Raw genomic sequence first — 23,067 nt, 5'->3', positions numbered from 1 at the left:
CACGGTAAAGCAGCACAAATCTCCCAAAAAAATAGCAGAATGCCCATCGCCAGACCTTTTAATTTTACGCAGTGGATAACAGACAATCGGCTCCTGCTGCGTCCACCGATCGGGAACCAACAGGTTTACCTGGAAAATGAAGACTTCATCGTGATGGTCGTCGGGGGGCCTAACAGCCGAACTGACTTCCACTATAACGAAGGAGAGGAGCTGTTTTATCAGGTAGAAGGCGATATTGTCCTAAAGATTGTAGAAGAGGGACAGGTGGTGGATATCCCGATTCGTGAAGGAGAGATGTTTCTGCTCCCTCCCCGTGTGCCGCACAGCCCGCGGCGTCCAGCGAATACGGTAGGCCTGGTCATCGAACGTTACAGGAGACCAGGGGAGCAGGATGGCTTTCTCTGGCACTGTGAAAACTGCGGCCAGGAGCTCTTCCGGCATTTTGAGGAAATCACTGACATCGTTAGCCAGCTGCCTCCGATCATGGAGCGCTTCTGGTCGAATCCAGACCACACCACTTGTGCCGCCTGTGGCACGCGTATGACCCGTTAATCGAAGCCTATGGAAACGAGCTCAAAAACATTTGAATTTCAGGAAGGCCTGGCCTTTGCGCAAGCACTGGATGCACAGGACCCCCTACGCGGCTTCCGAGACCGCTACTACTTTCCGCAGGTTCATGGACAGCCAGCACTCTATTTCTGTGGTAATTCCCTCGGGCTGCAGCCCAAAAGCACAGCAGCCTACCTGCAGCGCGCACTGGACAGCTGGGCTGCGAAAGCTGTGGATGGACACTTCTATGGCGAGGATGCCTGGTACCATATCCGCAAGTTGTCCAAACCTGCCCTAGCCGCTCTAACTGGGGCGGAGGAGCATGAAGTCGTGGCGATGAACAACTTAACCACGAACCTACACTTGCTCTTGGTTTCCTTTTTTCGCCCTGCGGGCAAAAGGGTGAAAATCATCACCGAAGCGGGTGCTTTTCCATCCGATTACTATGTACTCGAGACGCAGCTGCGCTACCATGGACTCGACCCGGATACCTGCTTAGTGGAACTGCAACCGCGGGAGGGGGAGCAGACCCTGCGCACCGAAGATATCGAAGCGAAAATCCTAGAGATAGGCGATGAGCTAGCGCTCGTCATGATGGCCGGCATTCAGTACTATACCGGCCAGCTTTTTGACATGCAGCGCATCACTGCAGCCGCCCATGCCGTGGGGGCCCTGGCAGGCTTCGACCTAGCACATGCCATCGGAAATGCACCCTTGGCACTGCATGAGTGGGGGGTGGATTTCGCCACTTGGTGCAGCTATAAGTACCTCAACTCTGGCCCTGGAAATGTATCGGGAATCTATGTGCACGAGCGCTGGGCCGAAAGCCCTGAGCTCCCACGTTTTGGCGGCTGGTGGGGACACGATGAAGGAGAACGCTTCAAAATGGAAAAAGGCTTTCAGCCCATGCTTGGGGCAGATGGCTGGCAGCTGGCGAATAGCAATGTTCTGGCCCTATATGCTCACCAAGCAGCGTTAGACCTCTTCATGGAAGCAGGAATTAGTAGATTAAGGGAAAAAAGTGAACAATTAACAGCCTACTTAGCGTTCTGCTTAGGTAAGATTGGAGCATTAAAAGAGTGGGTAAGCATCATCACCCCTGCGGAACGGGAAGCGCGCGGCTGTCAGCTCAGCCTGCAAGTGAAAAAAGGGGGCAAGGCACTTTTCGATGCCTTATATGCCCGTGGGGTAGTGGGAGACTGGCGACATCCCGATGTTATTCGGATCGCACCCACTCCGATGTATAATCAGTATGAAGAGGTGTACCGCTTCGCTCTGCTTCTCGAAGAGGAGCTAAAGCGCTTCGCCTGAACAGGAAATAAAGATGACAAAAGAATCGAATGCAATAAACATACTGGGTGCGGGTCTCATCGGCTCCCTACTCAGCATTTATTTTAGAAAGCGTGGACTCGATGTGCATGTCTACGAAAAGCGTGCCGATGGCCGGCAGCGTGAGCTCCTGGAAGAAGGCCGCTCCATTAATATGGCCCTCAGCGACCGCGGTTGGCGCGCCCTCGATAAAATCGGGCTACGCGAGAAGGTCATGCCTTTAGCCATTCCGATGTATGGGCGGCGGATCCACGATGAACATGGGAATACGAGCTTTATGCCTTACGGCAAAGAGGACCAAGCCATCTATTCCATCTCGCGTAAGAAATTCAACCAGCTGCTCATCGAAGAAGCTGAGGCAGCAGGTGCGGTCTATCACTTCGAGCATCGCTGTGAAGACGTGAACTTAGAGAAGCGCGAAATTCTTTTCGACACCCCCACAGGGTCTAAAATAGTGGCCTCCGAGGTCATCATCGGCTCTGATGGCGCTTATTCCGCTCTGCGCATGGCCATGCAAAAGCAGGTACGTTTTAATTTCCGGCAGGAGTATATTTCGCATGGCTATAAGGAGCTCACCATCCCCGCACGCGCGGATGGCAGCTTCGCGATGGACCCGAACGCGCTACATATCTGGCCCCGAGGTAAGTTTATGCTAATCGCCCTTCCCAACCCCGATGGCTCCTTTACCTGCACGCTGTTTTTACCCTTCGAGGGTACTAAAGTGTGCTTCGAGAAAATACAAGATGCACGCGACGTCGAAACCGTCTTCCGCACCTATTTCGACGATGCCTTCGCTCTGATGCCGAAGCTGGCCGAAGAGTTCTTCGCGAACCCTACAGCAGCCCTGGTGAACATCGAATGCTTCCCTTGGGTACAAAATAAATGCTTGTTGATCGGAGACGCCTCCCACGCTATGGTCCCTTTCTACGGCCAAGGCATGAACTGCGGTTTTGAGGATGTATTCGTTTTAGATGGCTTAATTGATAAAATCGGTACGGCTGCATGGGAGCTGATCTTCGCCAAGTTTCAAAAAATGCGCAAGCCTAATACCGATGCCATCTGTCAGCTCGCTTTAGATAATTTTATCGAGATGCGGGATGCGGTGGCAGACCCCAAGTTTCAGATTCGGAAAAAAATCGAGGCGAAACTGCATGCCCTCTATCCGAAGGAGTGGGTACCCCTCTACACGATGGTAACCTTCAGTGACATGCCCTATGCGGAGGCTTACGCACAGGGACAGCTGCAGGATGCGATCATGCGACAGGTACTGGCCGACCCACTTATTACCCAAAACTGGGATAAGCTAGACTACGAAGACATCATCAACCAGATGGACGCCGCGAAAGCAGTCTAGGGTGTGCATCCTTCTTCGAGGACAGGGCTATAAAAAACCCCTCGCTTCCTGGTGTAGCGGGGGGTTTTTACTTGTGCGCATACTGGGGGTAAACCCCAGGAACTCTCCGTCGTCTCCGTCAGCGCTTATCTTTTACTCTTCTTCTCCCGTAGGAGTCCATTTGATGGTGCATCCGATCGCCTTCGTCGTAGTTACAGCCACCGATTTATTTTGCATCACGGCCGCTAGGGCATCTTCTACATAGCGTTCAGTAACGGCGCTAGCATCCTGATAGTTATTATCGATAGCGCCGATATATTTCACCACGAAAGCCTCACCTTCCTTATGAAGCAGATAGACATGCGGCGTGCGTGTACCCCCATAGGCCTTGATCACCTCTTGTGTCTGATCGTACACATAGGGGAAAGGAAAACCCTTTTCGCGAGCACGCTCCTGCATTTTTTCATAAGAATCACCTGGACTTACCTGTGGATCATTCGGATTAATGGCGATGACGGGATAGCCCTCCGGGGCAAATTTCTGGTGCAGCTCAATCATACGATCTTCATATGCCACCACGTAAGGACAGGTGTTGCAAGAGAAAATCACGATCGCCCCTTTCGCATTGGAAAGGCCGCTGAGTGAAACCCAAGAACCATCGACGCTCTTTAGTTTAAAGTCACTGGCTGTATCGCCAACTTTTAGCCCTTGGCTATCCTGTGCGGAAGCCGCTGCACCCACTGCCAGTAGGCAGCAAAACAGTCCGAAACGAAGTAAATTTTTCATGATATGTTTATTTATAGGTTGAAATTAACGCAGATAAAGCCGTTTCGCTTAACTCTCCCTCATGGAAATAGGTTTCACCGTTAGCTTTTACGAAGAGTGTGGCGGGAATCGCTCCAGACCAAGAAGGGTCTATTTTATCGATCCAAGCATTAAAGTCTACATCGTCTAAGAGCAGGACAGGGTGCTGAATCTGCCGCTTTTCGATAAAGGAAGTCACCCGCTCTGGCTTGCGCCCATCGTCCATGCTAATAAAAAAAAGGGATACTTTCGGGTCGGCTGACGCCAAAGATTCGAAATGTGGCATTTCCTTAATACAAGGTGCGCACCAGGTCGCCCAAAAGTTATAAATCCGAAGCTGATCAGAAGGCGCCTGAATATGCGCTTCTAGTTCGGGATATTTAATGATCGTAAAGGAGTCATTTTCAAACGTGGGCTGCGGCATCCAAAAGGTTTGAAAGAGACTTAAAAAAAAGACAACTTTTACGGTGAATAATTTCATGACAATTTAGATTAGCATTTGTACTTTATCGCGTAACAATAAGATCATATACACATGTATATAAATACCTAGGACGGGGATAAGCGTATTTTTCAGATGAAAACCGAAGGAAATACGCCAAAGACTACGTAAGGGTGTAACCGGAGATCTATTAGTAGGGTTTCACCATCCATAAAAAAGTCCCTCAACAGGCTAAAATCGACTCTTTTTCAGAAGAATTTATTTATCCACACTTATCCACACTTATCCACATTCAATAAAAACAACTACTTAATTTATTGATTATCAGATAGTTGATAAATAAAAGCAAAATTTGATTTTGTGGATAACGTTTTGAAAATGAGATTTTTAAAATATGCAAATGGCTATAGAATGCCCTTTCTCAAACAAAAAAAGAAGGAAGTTTTTCGTTCGTCATTCTTGGTTTTGTTTTATCAGCCGTTTGCGATAGGCATTAAAAATTCGAGATTTAGAAATGAAGCCTAGGTATTTTTCATCTGCTATAACGGGAAGATTCCAAGCTCCGGAGCGCTCGAACTTATCCATAACTACTTGCATATTTTCACCTAAAAATATAAAATCAGGAGGACTATGCATCAGACTCTTCACTTGGAGCTGCCCCTGTTTAACAGGGTCGAACATAATGGTACGGATATCATCCAAGGTAACGATCCCTACTAATGCTCCGTCTGAGTTTAAAACAGGAAAGATGTTTCTTTTTGATTTCTTTACCAGCTCACAAAGCTCGGCTAAACTCGCCTCGGGATGTGTGGGAAGTAGGTCTTTCTCGGTTATCTTTCGGAGGTCGATTTGATCCAAGAGCTCTTCATCCGTACTTTCTGGAATATAGCGACCGGTATCTTGAAGCTGCTGCTTATAGAGGGAAGCCTTATCAAAATAGGTAGTGGTAAGAAAAGAAATAGCTGAAACTAACATCAGAGGTAAAAATAAGGCATAGCCTCCTGTTAGTTCTGCGATTAAAAAGATGGCCGAAAGAGGCGCATGCTGCACACCACTCATCAGGCCACACATAGCTACGAGCGTAAAATGGGCCACAGGAAGTGAAACAGGTAACCAGCCGAGATAATTGAGGACATAGGAGAAAAGAAAACCAGCGATAGCTCCAGCAAATAGCGAAGGAGCGAAAATCCCCCCACTACCTCCAGCGCCGATCGTAATAGCCGATGCGATAGGCTTAACCAACAAGACCAACCCTAAAAAAAGGACGATAAAGAGGGGTTTATCTACTTCGGATAAAAAGGGAGAGTTTTGTAAAATGCGCTCTGGGTCATTCGCGATAAGCGCATTTAAGGTCTCATAGCCTTCCCCATAGATGGGCGGGAAGAAGAAGATGATTAAGCCTATAAAAGCGCCACCATAGAGCAGCTTCACTGCTGGCTCCTCTAATAGCCCCATTAATTTTTCAGTACGTAATACGGTGCGACTAAAATAGAGCGAGATCAAGCCTGTAAACACCCCTAACAGCAAATAATAGGGCATGTGCGCAGCTAAAAAATCATCTTGCAAGTTGATTTCTAAAATACTCCCCGAATCAGCCAGTAGCATGGCCGTAATCGAGCCCATCACAGAGGCCAGCAAAAGGGGAATGAAGCTTCCAGCGCTCACCTCGAGCAAGATGACTTCTATCGCAAAGATGACCGCCCCGATAGGCGCGCCAAAGATAGCAGAAATCGCTCCCGCAGCACCACAGCCTATCAGCAGCGTTCGCTTTTTCGCATTTAGGTGCATCGTCAGCCCCACATTAGAACCGATGGCAGAGCCCGTCATCACGATAGGAGCCTCCAGCCCCACAGAACCACCGAAACCCACGGTAAGGGCTGAAGTGAGCACCCGGCTAAACATCTTGATCCGTGGAATTAAACTATTCTGTTTGCTGATGGCGTAGAGTACGTCAGGAATACCGTGGCCTCCAACATCCCTTAATATATAATTACCCACCCAGTAGGCTAAGGAAATCCCGATAAGCGGATAGATAATATAAAAGAAATTAGCGTAAGCCGCGTTAAAATCCTGTGTAAGAAAATGCTGGATCGCATGCACAGCCCACTTTAGGAATACCGCCGCCAGACCCGAAATAATACCGATAAGGGCGCTGAGCAACAAGACAAAATTCTTTGTGCTCAGATGACGCAGACGCCAGATCAGAAGTTTAGATAGGAGGGTTTGTGCTGCCACAGGTCTTCGGGTATTCGACTAAATTTAACGGAAAGTTTTTCCTGCCGTTATCGCTTGATCTAAGCCTTTTACACTATTCAACACCAAACGAAAGGCCTGTACAAATCCCTCTTGGTCCACTCGGTCAAAGGTATCCGACGGTTTATGGTAATCAGGATGATCATCGACCCCAAAATAAATGAACGGCACCCCTTCACGGTGAAAGGCCGCATGATCTGAGGCCATGGTCCAGTCACCCGGTCCCGGCGTATCGTGTCCATACATCAGCTTGACATCTTCAGCACCTGCCTGAACCGTGTCAAGCACCTGCTTCAACTTCGGATAATGCGCTGTTCCTACAGCCCACAGCTCTCGCGCCATATCGAAGCGACTCAGCATGTCCATGTTAATGACCACCTCCACTTGCTTCATCGGAAAGGGAAAGTCTGCCACCAGGGCTCTAGAACCATGATGTCCCAGCTCTTCTGCATCCACGACCGCAAAAAGAATAGAATTTTCGGGGCGATTGACACTAAAATAGCGCACTAAACCTAAAAGTGCAGCTACACCGGAGGCATTATCGTCTGCTCCATTAAAAATTACACCGTCTTTCTCACCCAAGTGATCATAGTGGGCCATGATTACCACTAGCTTCTCCGATCGGCTACCCGGAAGAAAACCGATGAGATTAGTCGCATCTTCGTATACCTTTTGCTCCCGGCGCGCCTCGAACTGGAAAGGCTGCTTATATCCTGGAAACTGGGAACGCAAGCCCGCCTGTTCGAAAACCTCGATAATATGGGCCTGCGCCAATTTACTCCCTTCAGAGCCCGTTTTTCTACCCTTTAATGCATCCGACGCGAGATACTCGAGATCACGAAGCAAGAATTCCTTATCGGAGGAGCTTTGCGCCTGAGCCGCAAAAGACAAGAATAAAACAAAGATGCTGGGTAAAAAGAAATAGAAATTAGATTTCATGTGCTTAGGTTTAATATGCCCTAAATTTCATGGAATTCTACTAATAGTGGAAACATTTTCAAGAAAAACTTGCGCCAGCAGCTAAAAAGAAGAGAATTGTACGTTAATTTTATAAGTGAAATTTAGACCCATGTTGCGTTTACCCTTGCTGTTACTCTTTTTTCTGAACACTAGTGCCTCGGTTTTCAGCCAAAACACTCCCGCAGACCTATTTAGCGGAAAGATGATGGTGCTGATATCTGGGGCTCCAGACGCTACTCCTTTCATGGAATGGCAAGAGCTGGCCGAGTCTGTCCACCCCGCCTTAGTGGCCGCAGGGGCAGATCCCATCGGCTATTTCGAACTCGAAGAGGTGGCTCTTTCAGAAGAAAGTCAGCAGCGCTTCGCAGCAGGTTTCGCGCAGCGCCAAGTGAAAAAAATCGCCATACTAACGCGTAAAAGCTCGGGAAGCATCACCTGTAGTATCATGCCCTTTCAACCAAGCCGAGAAATGGTACGGATCGACCAGCTCTGGCAGCATGAAAGTAATTCGCTATCAAATTTCTATGCCGAAATGGAAACCCTTGGGCTACAGCTCCCCAGCACCAACTTCCTTGTCCTGCAGGTACCCGAATTCCCGAGCCTTGCAGCAGGAGCAGTAGGGGGCAGTTCAAGCGCTGCCGCCGGTAATAGCGGCGGAGCAGCACGCTTTTTGCGCAGCAAACCCCTTAATTTAGACGTCTTCTCACTCGGAATTCCACTTGCAGGCTTTCAGGCAGGAGCGGGGATCTTGAACAGTTTTCGATACGATCGACTTGGCCTCAGCGAAAGCCGCATCGCACAGGAGCGCACGAAGGAACAGCAGGACCTGGAGCGACTTTTCGAGGCCTACTATCCACATCGCTTCGTTTTTTTAGATCAGCCGCAGGAGCGGCAAAGTCTCCTCAACCAGCGTATACAGTTTATTCTAAGTAAATTAGAAGGACGCGAAAGTGATCTGATGGAAAATATGGGATTTTCAGTGCCCGCAGACCGAAATACGAATCGTATCGTCACGAAATACTACATCAAGTTCCTCGTACGGGATGAAAACTACACAGGCACACAGTGGGATGCTGCAGAGGACCCCGGACAGGCGCTCGAAAACTTTCTCCTCCAACTGCATCCGGCGACTGCAGACCGCTAAAAATAAAAATGGAAGCCCGAAGGCTTCCATCACGCTAAAGAATGTTTTTCGGGTGATTAAACAGACTCAGCTTACTTATCTATCGCTCCCATCACACGCTTCATAAACGTGTTCATGGCTTCTTTCTTATCCATCCCCCCTTTGATCATTTGACTAACCTCTAGGGAACCATACATATTAGATAGTAATTCACCGATTACTTCTATTTCTTCATCTTTTAACGAAGAAACTTCAGATATGTTTTCCAAAAGCTCTATAGTTTCATTTACCCAGTCCTCATCATTCGCCTCGATAAAGGAAACGATCTGCTTAATTAGTGGTAACCTCATCGATTAATGCTTTAAGTGCGTCCTCTTTATTCGTTTGAATCTGATTAACTAAACTTCCGTCCTTAAAGGCTGCGAAAGTAGGTAGGTTCGTCACCTCCGCTAATTTACGTGAGTCTGGATACTTCTCTGCGTCCACATACACAAAGGTTACTCCCTCATAATCACCGGACAAACGCTTCATTTTCGGCTTCATGATGCGACAAGCCCCGCACCAGGTGGCACCGTATTGCACGATCACCTTATCGTTCTCTTTCACTAACTGACCTAAAGTATCTGATTCTAATTCCTGTAGCATATTGGTATTTTGGTTTAGTACTCACTTGATGACACAAAGATAAACTCTATTGAACTCTAAAACCAATCGAAAAAAACTATGATGCATTTAGGTTATCTATTGCCCATATAAATTCGATTGAATAAAGGGTATACAAGCTAATAACACAGCTTGGCTGTAATATGTTCTTCTCGTCAAGGCACCTTTAGTTAATATTCCCACAGCTCCAGAGCCTTGCTTGGAATGCTGCCGCTGGAAGACCTGATCATCGGCCTGACCTAATTCCATGCCCTGTTCCACAAGCTCTTGGATTACCAGTGGCAATATAAAAGAAGAAGTACGCGCCTTACCAAGCTTGCCCGCACGATTTAAAACCACCACCCAAGCAAAGGCCTCTAATTCATCTGCTATATGTCCGACCCCACCTTCGATTCCGACCCAATAGTCCGCCTCAGGAAACGCATTTTTAGCATTTTGTGCGCGATTAAGCGCCCCCTGAAAGGTGTCCGCATCACCAAAAGGCTGTTCAGCCACCCCGGAGTCTACCTCTAAACCTTGAACCAGAAGATCTGCTAAAAACGCCTGGCTGAAGCCATCCTGCACACTGGCTTGTTTGACAGGGTTTTTACTTCCCACGATGATGTGAAGTTTCTGAAGGTGTTCTGAGGTGATGTTTTTTCTTTTTGGAAACTGCATACTACCGGGATTTTTAGGCCAGGTTCGTGAAGACTTGATTCACGTCATCGTCTTCTTCTATTTTTTCAATTAATTTATTCAGTTCTTCCTCCTGCGCCTCATCTAATGAGATCGTCGTGCTCGGAAACCACTGAAAGTCCGCATTCGTTACTTCGATCTGGCGCTCTTCCAGCGCTTTTTGCATATTACCGAAATCTTCGAATGCCGTATAAGCGAAAAACTCTCCCTCATTCTCAGCGAGTTCCTCCAGTCCATAATCGATCAGCTCTAACTCTAGCTCTTCGATATTGAGATCGTGCTGAGGAAAGCGAAACACCGCTTTACGCGTAAACATAAACGAAACCGAGCCCGAAGTCCCTAAAGAACCCCCATACTTGGAAAAATAATGGCGTACATTAGCCACCGTTCGATTCGTATTATCCGTGGAGGTCTCCACCAAAATGGCGATACCATGAGGGCCATATCCCTCATAAAGTACTTCTTCGTAATCCTTCTCATCCTTATTCGAAGCACGTTTGATCGCCGCCTCGATACGATCCTTCGGCATAGCCGCACCCTTGGCGTTTTGAATCACCGTACGCAACTTGGCATTCGTCGTCGGATCAGGACCGCCCGCCTTTACCGCCATCACGATTTCCTTTCCCAGGCGCGTGAAGACCTTCGACATTTTACTCCAACGTTTAAATTTTCGTTCTTTACGAAATTCAAATGCTCTTCCCATAACGTTTCAGCTAAATTTAATCTCGTAAAAATAGTAAATCTTTCCTGCCAGTAGGTAGCAGAAAGAAATTTTTAGCTTAGAAAGGTGTGAAAAAGGTGTTCCCTTTGCGCCTCGGCGCAAAAAAAATAGAAACAGGCCATTAAACCTTTTCGACTGGCCAGCATCTAAACAGTAGATTCGAATCTATAATAAACCTTACATCACTAAAAAAAACTGAAAATGAATACAATAAAAATAATTTGTATAGGTGTTTTCTTCTTTGGCTTACAGGCAAGCTTCGCACAGCAAGGACCTTATGGCCCCAGAGGCGGGCAGGAGCGAGGAAAGGGACCCATCGAGCGCATGCAAGAGGTCTTAGACCTGGATCCCGAGCAGTTGAGCGCTCTTCAGGCACTGATTCAAGAGCAGCAGGAAAATAGAAAGCAACAGCAAGAGCGTATGCGAGAAAATCGCAGTCAGCAGCAGGAGCAGTTTCAGGCTAGCATCCAGGAAGTCCTCACGGAAGAACAGTGGTCTACTTGGCAGGCCTACCGTCAGGGGCAGCAGGATACACGCCAGCAGCAGCGTAAACGTATGCAAAAGAGAAGGGGTAAGCCGAATAACGGATAATTTAGCTCCTTTTCACCTCCCTCCGGCCACCACCGGAGGGATTTTCTTGGCTTGGGAAATGTCACTAAGCGCGCTGAACTGCAACAGTTTCCGTTCATTGACCGTAAACTAAGTGTATGGGAAATAAATTGGGAGACATGAAAAAACATTGGATAATTATGAGCTTGGTAGGGGTGTTTATGGCCCTAGATGTTTCAGCGCAGCAATTAGTGACAGGTCCCTTACCGTCCCAAACGTCCAAGCAAGCAGAGGTCTTTTCCACGAATAGAGGTGTTCCAAACATTACGCCAATTCAGCCCATTACTCCAATCAAGTTCCCTTAAACCGATTATTCGGCGGCGCTATAGTCGATTTTAGGTTGCTATCTCTGTTCATGTAAAGTCAAGAGCGTGAGGAGCTCCAGCCTAAATGCATAGAGCAGGCATGTGCGCAAGAGCGAAAGAGAAGTAGGATAATGCGCTAAAGCCACTAAGGTGGGCATAAATAGAAAAAACGCCTCTTGCGAAGAGGCGTTTAGCTGGGCCAAAGACCCTATCATCAAACTAAAACTAAGTTTTACTACTCTTTTACATGCTCTTCTGCATGAGGTTTCGAGATATCGAAATAGCCTTCATCCTTTCGTGGCAGTGTGCTTTCTCCCATGAGATACTCATCTACAGCCACGGCAGCTTCACGCCCTTCCGAAATCGCCCAAACGACCAGCGATTGTCCCCTCCGCATATCTCCAGCCAGGAATACCTTGGCATTGGTACTCGCATAAGGGATATGCTTTCCGGTTTTGGGAAGTGAATTTTCCTGGGTTTGCACGTCGAATGCAGCCAGTAGGCCATCCTGTGCCGGCCCTGTATACCCGATAGCTAAAAAGGCGAGGTCACAGGGAACCACACGGTTAGAACCTGGAATTTCCACGAACTGCATACGTCCATCGAGATGTTTCCACTCGATATCCACCAGTTCCAAGCCTGTCACTTGACCTTTATCATCCCCAATAAACTGTTTCGTAAGTACAGAAAATTTTCTGTCTGCACCTTCCTCGTGGGAGGAAGAAGTGCGTAGTGTCATCGGCCATTCTGGCCAAGGGTTTACCACAGCACGCTGCTTCGGGGGCTCAGGAAGAAGCTCCAGCTGGGTAATAGAAGCAGCCCCGTGACGATTAGATGTTCCGATACAATCACTTCCTGTATCTCCTCCACCGATTACGATGACATGTTTAGCCGTTGCAGAAATAGGGTTTTCCTCGATTTCCCCACCAATCACCTGATTTTGGCGACCTAGGAAGTCCATAGCATAGTGAACTCCTTTAAGATCAGCTCCTGGGATTGGCAAGGCCCTCGGTTGGGCGGCACCTGTGGCTAGAACTACGGCGTCAAAGTCTGCTAAAATAGCACTAGCTTCAATCGTTTTACCGATGGTAACGTCTGTTTTAAACTGCACACCCTCTTTCTCCATCACCGCCACCCGACGATCGATCACCCACTTTTCCATTTTAAAATCCGGGATGCCATAACGTAACAGGCCGCCCACCTTATGGTCCTTCTCAAATACGGTGACCTCATGGCCCGCTTGATTCAACTGATCTGCAGCCGCTAAGCCAGCAGGCCCCGAGCCGATAACTGCAACACGCTTTCCAGTGCGTGAAAGGGGCGGCGTAGCTTGGACTAAGTCCATTTCAAAGGCCTTCTCGGCTATATTTTTCTCAATTAGCTCAATGGTAACCGGATCCTTGTTGATCCCCAGCACGCAGGAAGCCTCGCAGGGTGCAGGACAGATACGGCCTGTAAATTCAGGAAAGTTATTCGTGGACCGTAAAATACGGTAGGCTTCTTCCCACTCCTGTTGGTACACTGCATCATTAAAGTCGGGGATAACATTTCCCAGAGGACAGCCCGAGTGACAAAACGGAATGCCACAGTCCATGCAGCGTGCCGCCTGTTGATTTAACTTCTCCCCAGAAAACGGTACATAGATTTCTTTGTAATCTTTTTTTCTTTCTTCAGGGTTACGCGCCTCCGGCGTCTCCCGCTTATACGCTATAAATCCTTCTTTCGCTCCCATCTTACACTAGTGTTTTTGATTTTTCAACTGCTCGTTTACGTAAAACCTCCTTATAGTCCCTTGGGATCACTTTAATAAAATCCGCCTTACGTACCTCCCACTCGTCTAGGAAAGTTTGTCCTAAAGCACTTCCAGTACCCGTTACATGCGCTTGAAGCGCCGTCTTTATCGTCACGAAATCATCTTCATTTAGCGGATCTAGATCGACCATTTCCATATTCACCAGGTAGTTATACTCCTTTAGGATGTAGGCTATTCCTCCGCTCATACCTGCTGCGAAATTTCTGCCGATCTCTCCTAAATTCAGCACCATACCGCCTGTCATATACTCGCAGCCGTGATCTCCAATACCTTCGATAACGGTTTTCACGCCCGAGTTACGCACACAGAATCGCTCTCCTCCTTTTCCATTGATATAGGCCTCACCAGAAGTAGCCCCATAAAAAGCTACATTACCGATGATGATATTCGACTCAGCCTTGAAATTCGCATTGCGACTCGGATACACGATGAGCTTACCCCCTGAAAGCCCTTTACCGAAGTAATCATTCGCCTCGCCTTCAAGCTCGAAACGAATGCCCTTCGTTAGGAAACTACCATAACTCTGTCCCGCAGAACCACGAAACTTAATCTGAATTGTATCCTCCGGAAGGCCCGGGCTGCCATAAATTTTAGAAACCTCATGCGAAAGCATGGCTCCCACTGTACGATCTGTGTTTTTAATATCAAAAGACCCCTTGACTGCTGTTGCCTGTTCCAATGCCGGCACTGCCACTTTTAGCAGTTGACGGTCCAAGACTTTTTTCAAGCCGAAGTCCTGATCGATTTGCTTGAAAATACCCACATGATCAGGCACCTCTACTTTATGAAAAATAGGCGTAAAATCTACCTTATCCCACTTCCAATGCTGTAAATTCGAGACTACCTTTAGCACATCGCTTTGGCCCACCATCTCATCTACGGTGCGGAAACCAAGCGAAGCCATGATCTCACGAAGATCCTCCGCTAAGAAATTAAAATAGTTCACCACATGATCTGGATCCCCCGTATATAGCTTGCGCAGCTCAGGATTCTGGGTAGCAATCCCTACTGGACAGGTATTTAAATGACACTTTCGCATCATGATACATCCCTCCACCACGAGCGCCCCTGTGGAGACACCCCATTCTTCAGCCCCTAAAAGCGTCGCAATGGCGATATCCCGTCCCGTACGGATCTGCCCATCCGCTTGTAAAGTCACACGCGAGCGTAAATTGTTTTTCACCAGCGTCTGATGCGCTTCCGACAAGCCCAGCTCCCAAGGGAGTCCCGCATGGCGAATAGAACTCAGTGGCGATGCCCCGGTACCCCCATCAGCACCAGAAATTAAAATGACGTCGGACTGCGCTTTTGCCACACCCGCAGCCACAGTACCTACGCCCGCCTGTGACACAAGCTTCACGTTGATACGCGCCTTACGGTTCGCATTTTTTAAATCGTATATAAGTTGTGCCAGGTCCTCTATAGAATATATATCATGGTGAGGAGGAGGGGAAATAAGTCCTACTCCGGGGGTACTATGTCGTACTCGGCCGATCCATTCATCCACCTTATGACCCGGAAGCTGTCCACCCTCTCCAGGTTTGGCCCCTTGCGCCATTTTAATCTGAATTTCCTCCGCATTCGCTAGATAATTACTTGTCACCCCGAAGCGCCCAGACGCCACCTGCTTGATCGCAGACCGCTCCCAGTCACCATTTGGCTTGCGCTCAAAACGGATTTCATCTTCGCCTCCTTCTCCACTATTACTTTTCGCGCCGATCCGGTTCATGGCGATGGCCAGTGTCGTATGGGCCTCATGAGAGATAGAACCAAAAGACATCGCCCCCGTCGCAAAACGCCGCATGATAGAGCTAGCAGGCTCCACCTCCTCCACAGGTATGGAAATACGCTTCTTAAACTCGAACAAACCCCGCAGCGTAAGCGCATCACGCGTCTGATCGTTGATCTTTTGCGCGAACTTTTTGTATAAGTTGAAATCCCCTAAACGGGTTGACTTCTGTAACAAATGAATCGTCTCAGGATTAAACAAGTGCTTTTCGCCTCGGCGCTTCCACTGGTAAACACCCCCTGCTTCTAACACAGGTCCACTTCCCTTAAAGGCCGCGCGGTGACGAATTAGTACCTCTTCCGCCAGCTCATCAAAACTAATTCCCGAAATACGACTAATGGTTCCTTTAAAACAGCGATCGATCACTTCCGGTCCTAAACCGATCGCCTCGAAAATTTGAGCACCCTGATACGACTGTAGCGTCGAAATGCCCATCTTCGAAAGTACCTTTAAAAGCCCTTTGCCAATGGCATACTGATAATTTTTAAAAAGCTGATCCTGTGGAAGAGATTCCCCACCCAGCTGACCTTTTTCGTTTAAGTCTTTTAAAGTCTCTAAAGCGAGATACGGATTGATAGCACTCGCCCCATAACCGATCGCCGTAGCGAAGTGATGGGTTTCTCGAATATCTCCCGACTGAAGGACCAAGCCCGCACGGGTCCGCAACTTTTTCTTCACTAAATGATGGTGCACGGCACCTATCGCCAGCAAACTCGGAATCGGGGCATGCCCCTCGTCACAATTTCTGTCCGAAAGGATAATAATATTTTTACAATCATAAATCGCTGCCTCTGCCTCGGCACACAGCTGATCCAGCGCCTGTAAAAGCCTTCCCGGCTCGTGGTCCGCGACGAACAAGGCTTTTAAGGTGATGCTGCGATACCCTTCACCCTCTAGGTGGTACAATTTTTCGAGATCCTCATTTAATAACACAGGCTGCGAGATGTGAATCTGCTTCGCATGCCTCGGACTTTCGTCCAAAATATTATGACTCTCTCCAATGCGTGTAAATAAAGACATCACCAGACGCTCCCGAATCGGATCTATAGGGGGATTACTCACCTGCGCAAAAAGCTGCTTGAAATAATTTGAAATATGCTGACTTTGCTTGGAAAGCACCGCTAAAGGCGTGTCTGCCCCCATGGAGCCGATGGCTTCTTGCCCACTTTGGCCCATCGGGGCCAAAACCACACGCAACTCCTCTGCGGTGTACCCATAGGCCGTCTGTCGCATTTTTAAACGATCCAGCGCATACGGAAACTTTAGCTTTTCTGGTGGAGCGATGAGCCGAAGCTTCAGGCGCTGCTCATTAATCCAAGTCTCATAAGGCTTGTTCGAGGTCACCAGCTGCTTCACCTCTTCGTCGAACATCAACTTCCCCTTACTAAGATCTACGTACAGCATACGGCCTGGAGAAATGCGTCCTTTTTCGAGGACGGTAGCCTCACGAACGGGTAGCGCGCCCACCTCGGAAGAAATGATTAACCTGTCGTCACTTGTGGTTAAATAACGCAGCGGGCGGAGACCATTTCGGTCTAAAGTAGCACCGATCGTTTTTCCATCGGTAAACAGAAGTGCCGCAGGACCATCCCAAGGCTCCATCATAGAAGCGTGGAACTTATAAAAGGCCTTCCGATCCTTATCCATTAAATGATTATCCTGCCAGGCTTCCGGTACCAGCATCATCATTACATGCGGAAGTGATCGCCCACTTAAAGCCAAAAGCTCGACGAGCACATCTAAATTGGCAGAATCGGAGTTTTGTTTATTAGTAACCGGCAGTAGCTTGGCGATCTCCTCATCTGTGAAGTTGACCGAACGCATCAGCGACTCTTTGGATTTCATCTTGTTCAGATTTCCCCGAATAGTATTAATCTCTCCATTATGAGATAAAAACCGGAAAGGCTGCGCTAAACGCCAGTTCGGAAAGGTGTTCGTACTAAAACGGGAGTGCACCACAGCTAATGCCGAGGAGATTTTATTGTTTTGGAGGTCCTTATAGAAGGGCAGAACTTGATCTGTACGAAGCTGTCCTTTATAGATGAGTGTAAATGCACTGAAACTAGCAAAATAAAAGGCATTATTAACCCCAGGAATTTGCTTATTGATTACATGCGTCGCATCATTACGCAGCACATACAACTTGCGCTCGAGATCGATATCCTGAAGCCCATCTTTATGGGTTACGAAAACTTGCTCGATATTAGGCATCACGTCTAGGGCGCCCGAGCCAGGTACTGTTTCATCCACAGGCACCTGCCGATATCCCAGAAGCTTAAAGCCATGCTGCTTAATGAGTCCATTAAACTGCTCCTTAGACTTTTTATACAACTGTGCATTACGAGGGAAAAACACCATCCCCACCCCATAACGGCCGGCCTCAGGCAGTGAAATGCCCGAACGCTGCGTAACCTCTGCTAAAAAACCATGAGGAATCTGTATGAGAATACCCGCGCCATCTCCTGTCTTAGGATCTGCCCCTCTACCCCCACGGTGCTCCATGTTGCTCAGCATGAATAAGGCATCGCTAATCGTCTCATGGGTCTTTACTCCTTTCACGTTAACGACTGCCCCTATCCCACAAGCGTCATGCTCGAATTCCGAACGATATAATCCTGTATTCATTTTCAAAATAGGTTGTTAATTTCAATTTGAGTTGCTGAATATACAAAAAATATTTCACAATTTTAAATTAAAGGCAAGAAACAACCCCTTTTTGTAGACGAAAATATACAGAAAACACACTTCCTTTACCAAAAACCCAACAGCAACATAGGCAAAGGAATAGCCTAATTTGTCTAAATTTACAAAAAAAAGCAAAGAAATTAGGCTAAACAAAACCACTAATGGATTTTTTTACAAGATTTTATGAAAAGAAGATTGAATTTTAAACTTATAGCAAATTAACACTTTCGGACAAAAAAAATGCCGACAACACGAAAAAAACACGGGTAGACTCCTTTCAAATCAGCAGCTAAACTTCCATTACCGATAGATTCGTTTGGGAAAAAGACTGCTGATTAAAATATTTTAATTCCATCTAATAAAACAAAGGCAAAACTGTTGAAAACCGAAAAATAACCACTTAATCCTCGAAATCCGGAGGAGCTACAGTCCGAAGGACCTTAACTTTAATCTTGTTAATCTTCCGGTCATCGCGCCCTACCACTGTAAACCGCATAAATGCATGCTCTAAGGTGGTGCCTGGCTTCGGAAAATGGCCATACATCTCGAGCAGTAAACCTGCGAGAGACTCACTTTCACCCTTCACCTCATCGAATACCTGTGCATCCACTCCTAACTTTTTACAGAAATCATTCAGCGAGAGCTTCCCCTCTACCACATACGTATCATTCCCTAAATCCTTAAAGAAAAAATCTTCCCCTTCGTCAAACTCATCATTAATTTCCCCGATAATCTCTTCGATAAGATCCTCTAACGTCACCAAGCCGGAAGTTCCGCCATATTCATCTACCACGATAGCCATGTGAACGCGCTTCTGCTGGAAATCCTTTAATAGGCTATCCACTTTCTTATTTTCGGGCACAAAATAACTTTTGCGCAGCAACTTCACCCACTCAAAATCCGGCGCCTCCTGCAGATGAGGAAGTAGATCTTTTATGTACAAAATACCAGAGATTTGATCGATGGTTTCATGATATACCGGAATCCTAGAAAAACCACTCTCTCGAATTATTTCCAGTAGCTCCGTAAAAGGAGTATCATCCTCCAAGGCGGTAATTTCCATCCGAGAACGCATGACTTGCTTCACCGTCAGGGCACCGAAGTTTACGATTCCTTTTAAGATTTCCTTTTCGTTATCCGAAGTATCTTGTGTCGTGATCTCCAAGGCCTGGTTTAACTCCTCACGCGTGATAGCCGCGCTCTTTTTCTCTACGCGCCCTTGAATAAGTCGGCCTAAAGACATTAAAAATAGCGATAGAGGCTTCAGCAACCAGCTGCTGGCAGCTAAAAAAGGGGCCATCACACGTGCAAAAGCGATTCTGGCGCGTGTAGCGTATACCTTCGGAACGATCTCCCCGAAAAACACAATGGCAAAAGTAACCCCTAAGGTTTGTGCTAATATAATGACCAGACCGGAAGTGGTCCCGCCAAAAACCTCCCAAAGAAAAAAGGTCGACAGCGTAACCATACCGATATTAATCAAATTATTTAATATTAAAATCGTGCTCAGCAAGCGCTGCGGATCGCCTAATAAAGAAATTATCTTTTCGGACTTACCATCTCCCTGCTCACGAACTTCTACTAAATCGTCCGACGTCAAAGAAAAAAAGGCAACCTCTGAACCCGATACCAGGCCAGATGCGATGAGTAATAGCACGAAAAGAGAGGCGTTACCGAATAGATAACTGAAGGATAAAGTCGAGATACTATCTAAAAAGAGCCAACTCGGATAGGGGTCGTCCATAGAGGTACAAACATTTTCAACACAAAATTAACACTAATTTCAGTACCTAAGTATCTAGCCGCACGAAATAGCCAGAAAATTACGCGCATAATAGAAGTATTTCTCGCAAAAACGCTTCTACTATGCACGTGTTATCTGCTGATTCTTCCCTTACTATTAGAATCGCATTTAAAAATAAACTAGAAGGGGAGGTCATCATCCCCGCCATCGAAATCACCACTGGGTCCCGAGTTACCTGGGGCTGGCTGCTGCATGGGCGGCGAATTTGGCGGCATCTGCTGCTGGTTCCGCTGCGGAGCTGAAGCACCTCCACCCGCGGCACCTCCCTCTGGACGGCCATCCAGCATGGTCATGCTCAGCACACGGATCTTGGTCTTTTTTCGGTTATTCCCCTCCTGATCGGTCCAAGAGTCGGTTTTAATCTTACCTTCTACAAAAACCTTACTGCCTTTTCGCAAGTACTGCTCCGCGATTCGCGCCAGCCCATCCCAAAGTTCCAAATCATGCCACTCCGTGCTTTCCACCCGCTGCCCATTTCGGTCGCGGTAACTTTCAGAAGTGGCCAGACTACAGTTTGCGACCACTTTGTCACCCTCTAGGTGACGCACCTCAGGATCTTGTCCTAAATTTCCTACTAAGATAACTTTATTAACACCTGCCATAATTCGTCCTTTCTACTAAAAACTGAGAGTGATAACGACCCAGCCTGCTGGCAAGTCCCTCCTCTTTTCATGAGCTAAAGATAAGGAAATTTCAGCAGCTCTAAAAACTTACTTACAAGCACCGGCTTCCCATAATTGACCACATCTCGCTCAGGAATAAGAAGATAAGACTTTGGCGCAGCCCATTCACGAAGCGAATTTAAGTACTTGTCCTCCACCTCGAGTGCCACACAGCGGGCGAAAAGACGCTGGTGCGACAGCAAATGCTTGAGCGTCCTCTCTGGAAACTCCAGGCGCTGTATCGGCAAATCCCAATCCTCCGGCAGCACAGGTTCCTGAGGTAAAGCCTCCATTTCCTGAAGCGGGAGCTCATAAAGACCCTCCCAGATATCCCCTGCACCTCGCTTGGTCAGCAGCACATGACCTCCACAGCGGATCAACATGTAATAAAAGTAGCGCTCACGCACCTTGACTTTGCCTAATTTAACGGGCAGCTCTTGCACCTGTCCCTGCTGAAAAGCAAAACAGGAGGACTGCAGCGGACAGTGCCCACAGTCCGGATCCTTCGGACCACACTGCAGGGAACCGAATTCCATGATCGCCTGATTAAACAGGCCCGGATCCACACCCTGCATCAGCTCTCCCGCCACCTGCTCAAAAACTTTATACGTAGCGGGGCGGCTGATATCCTCCTGAATACCGAGGTAGCGGGATAGTACACGGTATACATTGCCATCTACCACGGGGGCGGCTTCGCCAAAGGCAAAGGAGGCTATGGCTGCTGCGGTGTAGGGGCCTATACCGGGCAGGCGACGTAGGGCTGCAGCAGTACAGGGAAACACCCCACCATGGCTCTCCACAACTTCCTGCGCACAGCGATGTAAATTTCGAGCTCGGCTGTAGTAGCCTAAGCCCTGCCACAGCCGAAGCACTTCATCCTCTGGGGCTGCGGCAAGCGCAAAAACATCTGGAAAAGCTGCTACGAATTTCTCGAAATAAGGAAGCCCTTGGGCTACGCGGGTTTGTTGTAAAATGACCTCAGAAAGCCAAATGAAATAAGGGGATCGGGTGTTTCTCCAAGGCAAATCCCTTTTATGCAGGGTATACCAAGGAATTAGTTTAGAGGCAAAGGTGCTGATAATCAAAATCTTTTGGAATTAAAATTGTCGGTTTTTTCCCTTAAATGGAATCTAATTTTAGGGATTTTGTTTTTAAATTGAAATGCTTGGTGTATTTTTGCAATCCCAAAATTAGTTGGTTAATAGGTTGTTAAGCTTATTCAAGAAAAATTTAAATTCATTTAACAGTGACTAAAGCAGAAGTAATCGCCAAAATTTCGGAGAAAACCGGAATCCAAAAAGATGACGTAACAGAAACCATCGAAGCTTTCTTCAAGGTGGTAAAGGACTCCATGGCCGAAGGGGAGAACATTTACGTCAGAGGTTTTGGAAGCTTTATCAATAAGAAAAGAGCTAAAAAAATCGCCCGTAATATTTCGAAGAACACTGCTATCGTGATCGATGAGCACTACGTACCAGCCTTCAAGCCGTCTAAGGTTTTCATCGAGAAAATCAAGGGAAGTAAAAAAATCAAGGAGGAATTAGCACCTACTGAGTAAAATTACGTGTAGTTACCTTATGAAAAAGCCACAAATTCAAATCATTGGACTCATTTCAGCGGCAGTTTTAACTGTCGGCATTTTATATGCACTTCCCCGCGTGGTGGTGGACAATGAAAGCGAAGAAAGTTTTGAACAGGTGGCGGCTTCTTCTGAGACAGCCAATACGCCCGCAGACATGCACAGTGCAGAAATGGACGCTAGCACTCGAGAGCGCATGGACCAGCTAAAAGCTAGTTTACAAACAGAAGAAAATAAGGAAAGATTTCTTACATTTGCTGATTCGCTCGCTGTACTTTACACGCGCTACGGAAAATTCGACTCCGCAGCGTATGTATTAGGCGGAGCAGCAGATAAATTTCCCGCCTTCCCGCAGCATGTTGCAGCAGGGGAGGCCTATTATGAGGCCTATACCTTCGCGCTAAACGAGCAAAAAGTACAGGCCCTGGCCACAGAAACCCGTAAGTTTTTAGGCAAGGCATTAGAAGAGCAGCCGAAAAGAACAGACTTAAAAACGAAGGTGGCGATGACCTATGTTTCTTCTTCTAATCCCATGCAGGGCATCACGATGCTCCGCGAAATTTTAGAAGAGGATCCGATGAATGAAGACGCCCTGTATAACATGGGAATCCTATCCATGCAGTCCGGACAGTACCGACGTGCCGCTGAGCGCTTCGAGGAGTTGACCAACTACTATCCAGACCATTTACAGGGGCAGTTTTATCTTGGGATCAGTTACTTCGAGAGTAACCAAAAAAATAAAGCTAAAAAACAGTTTGACCGTGTAAGCGAGATGACAGATGATCCAGTTATTTTATCTGGCATTCAAAGTTACCGGGATAGACTATAAATGTATTATTAACCTTTAAACACATACGAATATGCCTTGTGGTAAAAAAAGAAAAAGACATAAGATCGCTACGCACAAGCGTAAGAAAAGACTAAGAAAGAACAGACACAAGAAGAAGTAATACACTTCTTCTTGTTTAA

At 47.3% G+C, this 23,067-nt stretch carries 21 protein-coding genes; 8 read left to right on the top strand and 13 right to left on the bottom strand.

The window, feature by feature from the left end; all coding sequences use genetic code 11:
* Positions 1–39: 39 nt before the first annotated feature.
* From ACXIT9_RS06715 to ACXIT9_RS06705, 3 genes are read left to right on the top strand one after another with little or no spacing between them, the layout of a single operon-like run.
* Positions 40–552 (top strand): 3-hydroxyanthranilate 3,4-dioxygenase, encoded by a 513-nt coding sequence (locus ACXIT9_RS06715; RefSeq protein ID WP_458055455.1) that lies wholly within the window; start codon positions 40–42, stop codon positions 550–552.
* Between the two features lie 9 nt (positions 553–561).
* Positions 562–1,860 carry a kynureninase gene (gene kynU / locus ACXIT9_RS06710; RefSeq protein WP_458055454.1) on the top strand — a complete coding sequence of 433 codons (1,299 nt, stop codon included), beginning with the start codon at positions 562–564 and terminating at the stop codon, positions 1,858–1,860.
* Positions 1,861–1,873: 13 nt separating this feature from the next.
* Entirely contained in the window at positions 1,874–3,232 is a 1,359-nt protein-coding gene (locus ACXIT9_RS06705; protein ID WP_458055453.1) for an FAD-dependent oxidoreductase, read from the top strand.
* Between the two features lie 132 nt (positions 3,233–3,364).
* Here ACXIT9_RS06705 and ACXIT9_RS06700 read toward each other — a convergent pair whose 3' ends face one another.
* The 4 genes from ACXIT9_RS06700 to ACXIT9_RS06685 all read right to left on the bottom strand — a co-directional run bounded on the left by ACXIT9_RS06700 (position 3,365) and on the right by ACXIT9_RS06685 (position 7,649).
* Complete coding sequence (locus tag ACXIT9_RS06700; RefSeq protein ID WP_458055452.1) at positions 3,365–3,997, bottom strand: thioredoxin family protein; 633 nt, start codon at positions 3,995–3,997, stop codon at positions 3,365–3,367.
* A 7-nt stretch (positions 3,998–4,004) separates the two neighbouring features.
* Positions 4,005–4,496, bottom strand: coding sequence for a TlpA family protein disulfide reductase (locus ACXIT9_RS06695; protein ID WP_458055451.1), 492 nt, complete (start codon positions 4,494–4,496; stop codon positions 4,005–4,007).
* Positions 4,497–4,910: 414 nt separating this feature from the next.
* On the bottom strand, positions 4,911–6,692 hold the full coding sequence (locus ACXIT9_RS06690) for a chloride channel protein (protein ID WP_458055450.1): 1,782 nt from the start codon (positions 6,690–6,692) through the stop codon (positions 4,911–4,913).
* 24 nt (positions 6,693–6,716) lie between these two features.
* Positions 6,717–7,649 carry a M20/M25/M40 family metallo-hydrolase gene (locus ACXIT9_RS06685; protein WP_458055449.1) on the bottom strand — a complete coding sequence of 311 codons (933 nt, stop codon included), beginning with the start codon at positions 7,647–7,649 and terminating at the stop codon, positions 6,717–6,719.
* Between the two features lie 130 nt (positions 7,650–7,779).
* Here ACXIT9_RS06685 and ACXIT9_RS06680 point away from each other — a divergent pair, with 130 nt between their 5' ends.
* Positions 7,780–8,814 (top strand): NTPase, encoded by a 1,035-nt coding sequence (locus ACXIT9_RS06680; RefSeq protein WP_458055448.1) that lies wholly within the window; start codon positions 7,780–7,782, stop codon positions 8,812–8,814.
* 71 nt (positions 8,815–8,885) lie between these two features.
* On the opposite strand, the gene ACXIT9_RS06675 is transcribed toward ACXIT9_RS06680, so the two are convergent.
* The 4 genes from ACXIT9_RS06675 to ACXIT9_RS06660 all read right to left on the bottom strand — a co-directional run bounded on the left by ACXIT9_RS06675 (position 8,886) and on the right by ACXIT9_RS06660 (position 10,834).
* The gene (locus ACXIT9_RS06675) at positions 8,886–9,143 is read right to left on the bottom strand and encodes a DUF6952 family protein (RefSeq protein WP_458055447.1); all 258 of its coding nucleotides are present in this window, start codon (positions 9,141–9,143) and stop codon (positions 8,886–8,888) included.
* Entirely contained in the window at positions 9,124–9,438 is a 315-nt protein-coding gene (locus tag ACXIT9_RS06670; protein ID WP_458055446.1) for a thioredoxin family protein, read from the bottom strand. The genes ACXIT9_RS06675 and ACXIT9_RS06670 overlap by 20 nt, the downstream gene beginning before the upstream one ends.
* Before the next feature lie 96 nt (positions 9,439–9,534).
* Positions 9,535–10,113 carry an inosine/xanthosine triphosphatase gene (yjjX, locus tag ACXIT9_RS06665; protein ID WP_458055445.1) on the bottom strand — a complete coding sequence of 193 codons (579 nt, stop codon included), beginning with the start codon at positions 10,111–10,113 and terminating at the stop codon, positions 9,535–9,537.
* Positions 10,114–10,126: 13 nt separating this feature from the next.
* Positions 10,127–10,834: a YebC/PmpR family DNA-binding transcriptional regulator gene (locus tag ACXIT9_RS06660; RefSeq protein WP_458055444.1), complete on the bottom strand. Its 708-nt coding sequence runs from the start codon at positions 10,832–10,834 to the stop codon at positions 10,127–10,129.
* 219 nt (positions 10,835–11,053) lie between these two features.
* Between ACXIT9_RS06660 and ACXIT9_RS06655 the strand changes: the two genes are divergently transcribed.
* Both ACXIT9_RS06655 and ACXIT9_RS06650 read left to right on the top strand, forming a co-directional pair.
* Positions 11,054–11,443, top strand: coding sequence for a hypothetical protein (locus ACXIT9_RS06655; RefSeq protein WP_458055443.1), 390 nt, complete (start codon positions 11,054–11,056; stop codon positions 11,441–11,443).
* Positions 11,444–11,580: 137 nt separating this feature from the next.
* Complete coding sequence (locus ACXIT9_RS06650; RefSeq protein ID WP_458055442.1) at positions 11,581–11,766, top strand: hypothetical protein; 186 nt, start codon at positions 11,581–11,583, stop codon at positions 11,764–11,766.
* Positions 11,767–12,001: 235 nt separating this feature from the next.
* Here ACXIT9_RS06650 and ACXIT9_RS06645 read toward each other — a convergent pair whose 3' ends face one another.
* The 5 genes from ACXIT9_RS06645 to mutY form a co-directional block, all read right to left on the bottom strand.
* The gene (locus tag ACXIT9_RS06645; RefSeq protein WP_458055441.1) at positions 12,002–13,498 is read right to left on the bottom strand and encodes a glutamate synthase subunit beta; all 1,497 of its coding nucleotides are present in this window, start codon (positions 13,496–13,498) and stop codon (positions 12,002–12,004) included.
* A gap of 1 nt (position 13,499) precedes the next feature.
* On the bottom strand, positions 13,500–17,993 hold the full coding sequence (gene gltB / locus ACXIT9_RS06640) for a glutamate synthase large subunit (RefSeq protein WP_458055440.1): 4,494 nt from the start codon (positions 17,991–17,993) through the stop codon (positions 13,500–13,502).
* Positions 17,994–18,453: 460 nt separating this feature from the next.
* Positions 18,454–19,797, bottom strand: a complete 1,344-nt coding sequence (gldE, locus tag ACXIT9_RS06635; protein WP_458055439.1) for a gliding motility-associated protein GldE — start codon at positions 19,795–19,797, stop codon at positions 18,454–18,456.
* A gap of 179 nt (positions 19,798–19,976) precedes the next feature.
* On the bottom strand, positions 19,977–20,459 hold the full coding sequence (locus ACXIT9_RS06630; protein WP_458055438.1) for a single-stranded DNA-binding protein: 483 nt from the start codon (positions 20,457–20,459) through the stop codon (positions 19,977–19,979).
* A gap of 74 nt (positions 20,460–20,533) precedes the next feature.
* The gene (mutY, locus tag ACXIT9_RS06625; protein WP_458055437.1) at positions 20,534–21,604 is read right to left on the bottom strand and encodes an A/G-specific adenine glycosylase; all 1,071 of its coding nucleotides are present in this window, start codon (positions 21,602–21,604) and stop codon (positions 20,534–20,536) included.
* Between the two features lie 161 nt (positions 21,605–21,765).
* Here mutY and ACXIT9_RS06620 point away from each other — a divergent pair, with 161 nt between their 5' ends.
* Both ACXIT9_RS06620 and ACXIT9_RS06615 read left to right on the top strand, forming a co-directional pair.
* On the top strand, positions 21,766–22,077 hold the full coding sequence (locus ACXIT9_RS06620) for an HU family DNA-binding protein (RefSeq protein WP_009053936.1): 312 nt from the start codon (positions 21,766–21,768) through the stop codon (positions 22,075–22,077).
* 19 nt (positions 22,078–22,096) lie between these two features.
* Positions 22,097–22,927 (top strand): tetratricopeptide repeat protein, encoded by an 831-nt coding sequence (locus tag ACXIT9_RS06615; protein WP_458055436.1) that lies wholly within the window; start codon positions 22,097–22,099, stop codon positions 22,925–22,927.
* The last annotated feature ends 140 nt before the right edge of the window (positions 22,928–23,067 follow it).

This window comes from Nitritalea sp. (assembly GCF_054166705.1).
This window is presented reverse-complemented; position numbering and strand designations above follow the sequence as displayed.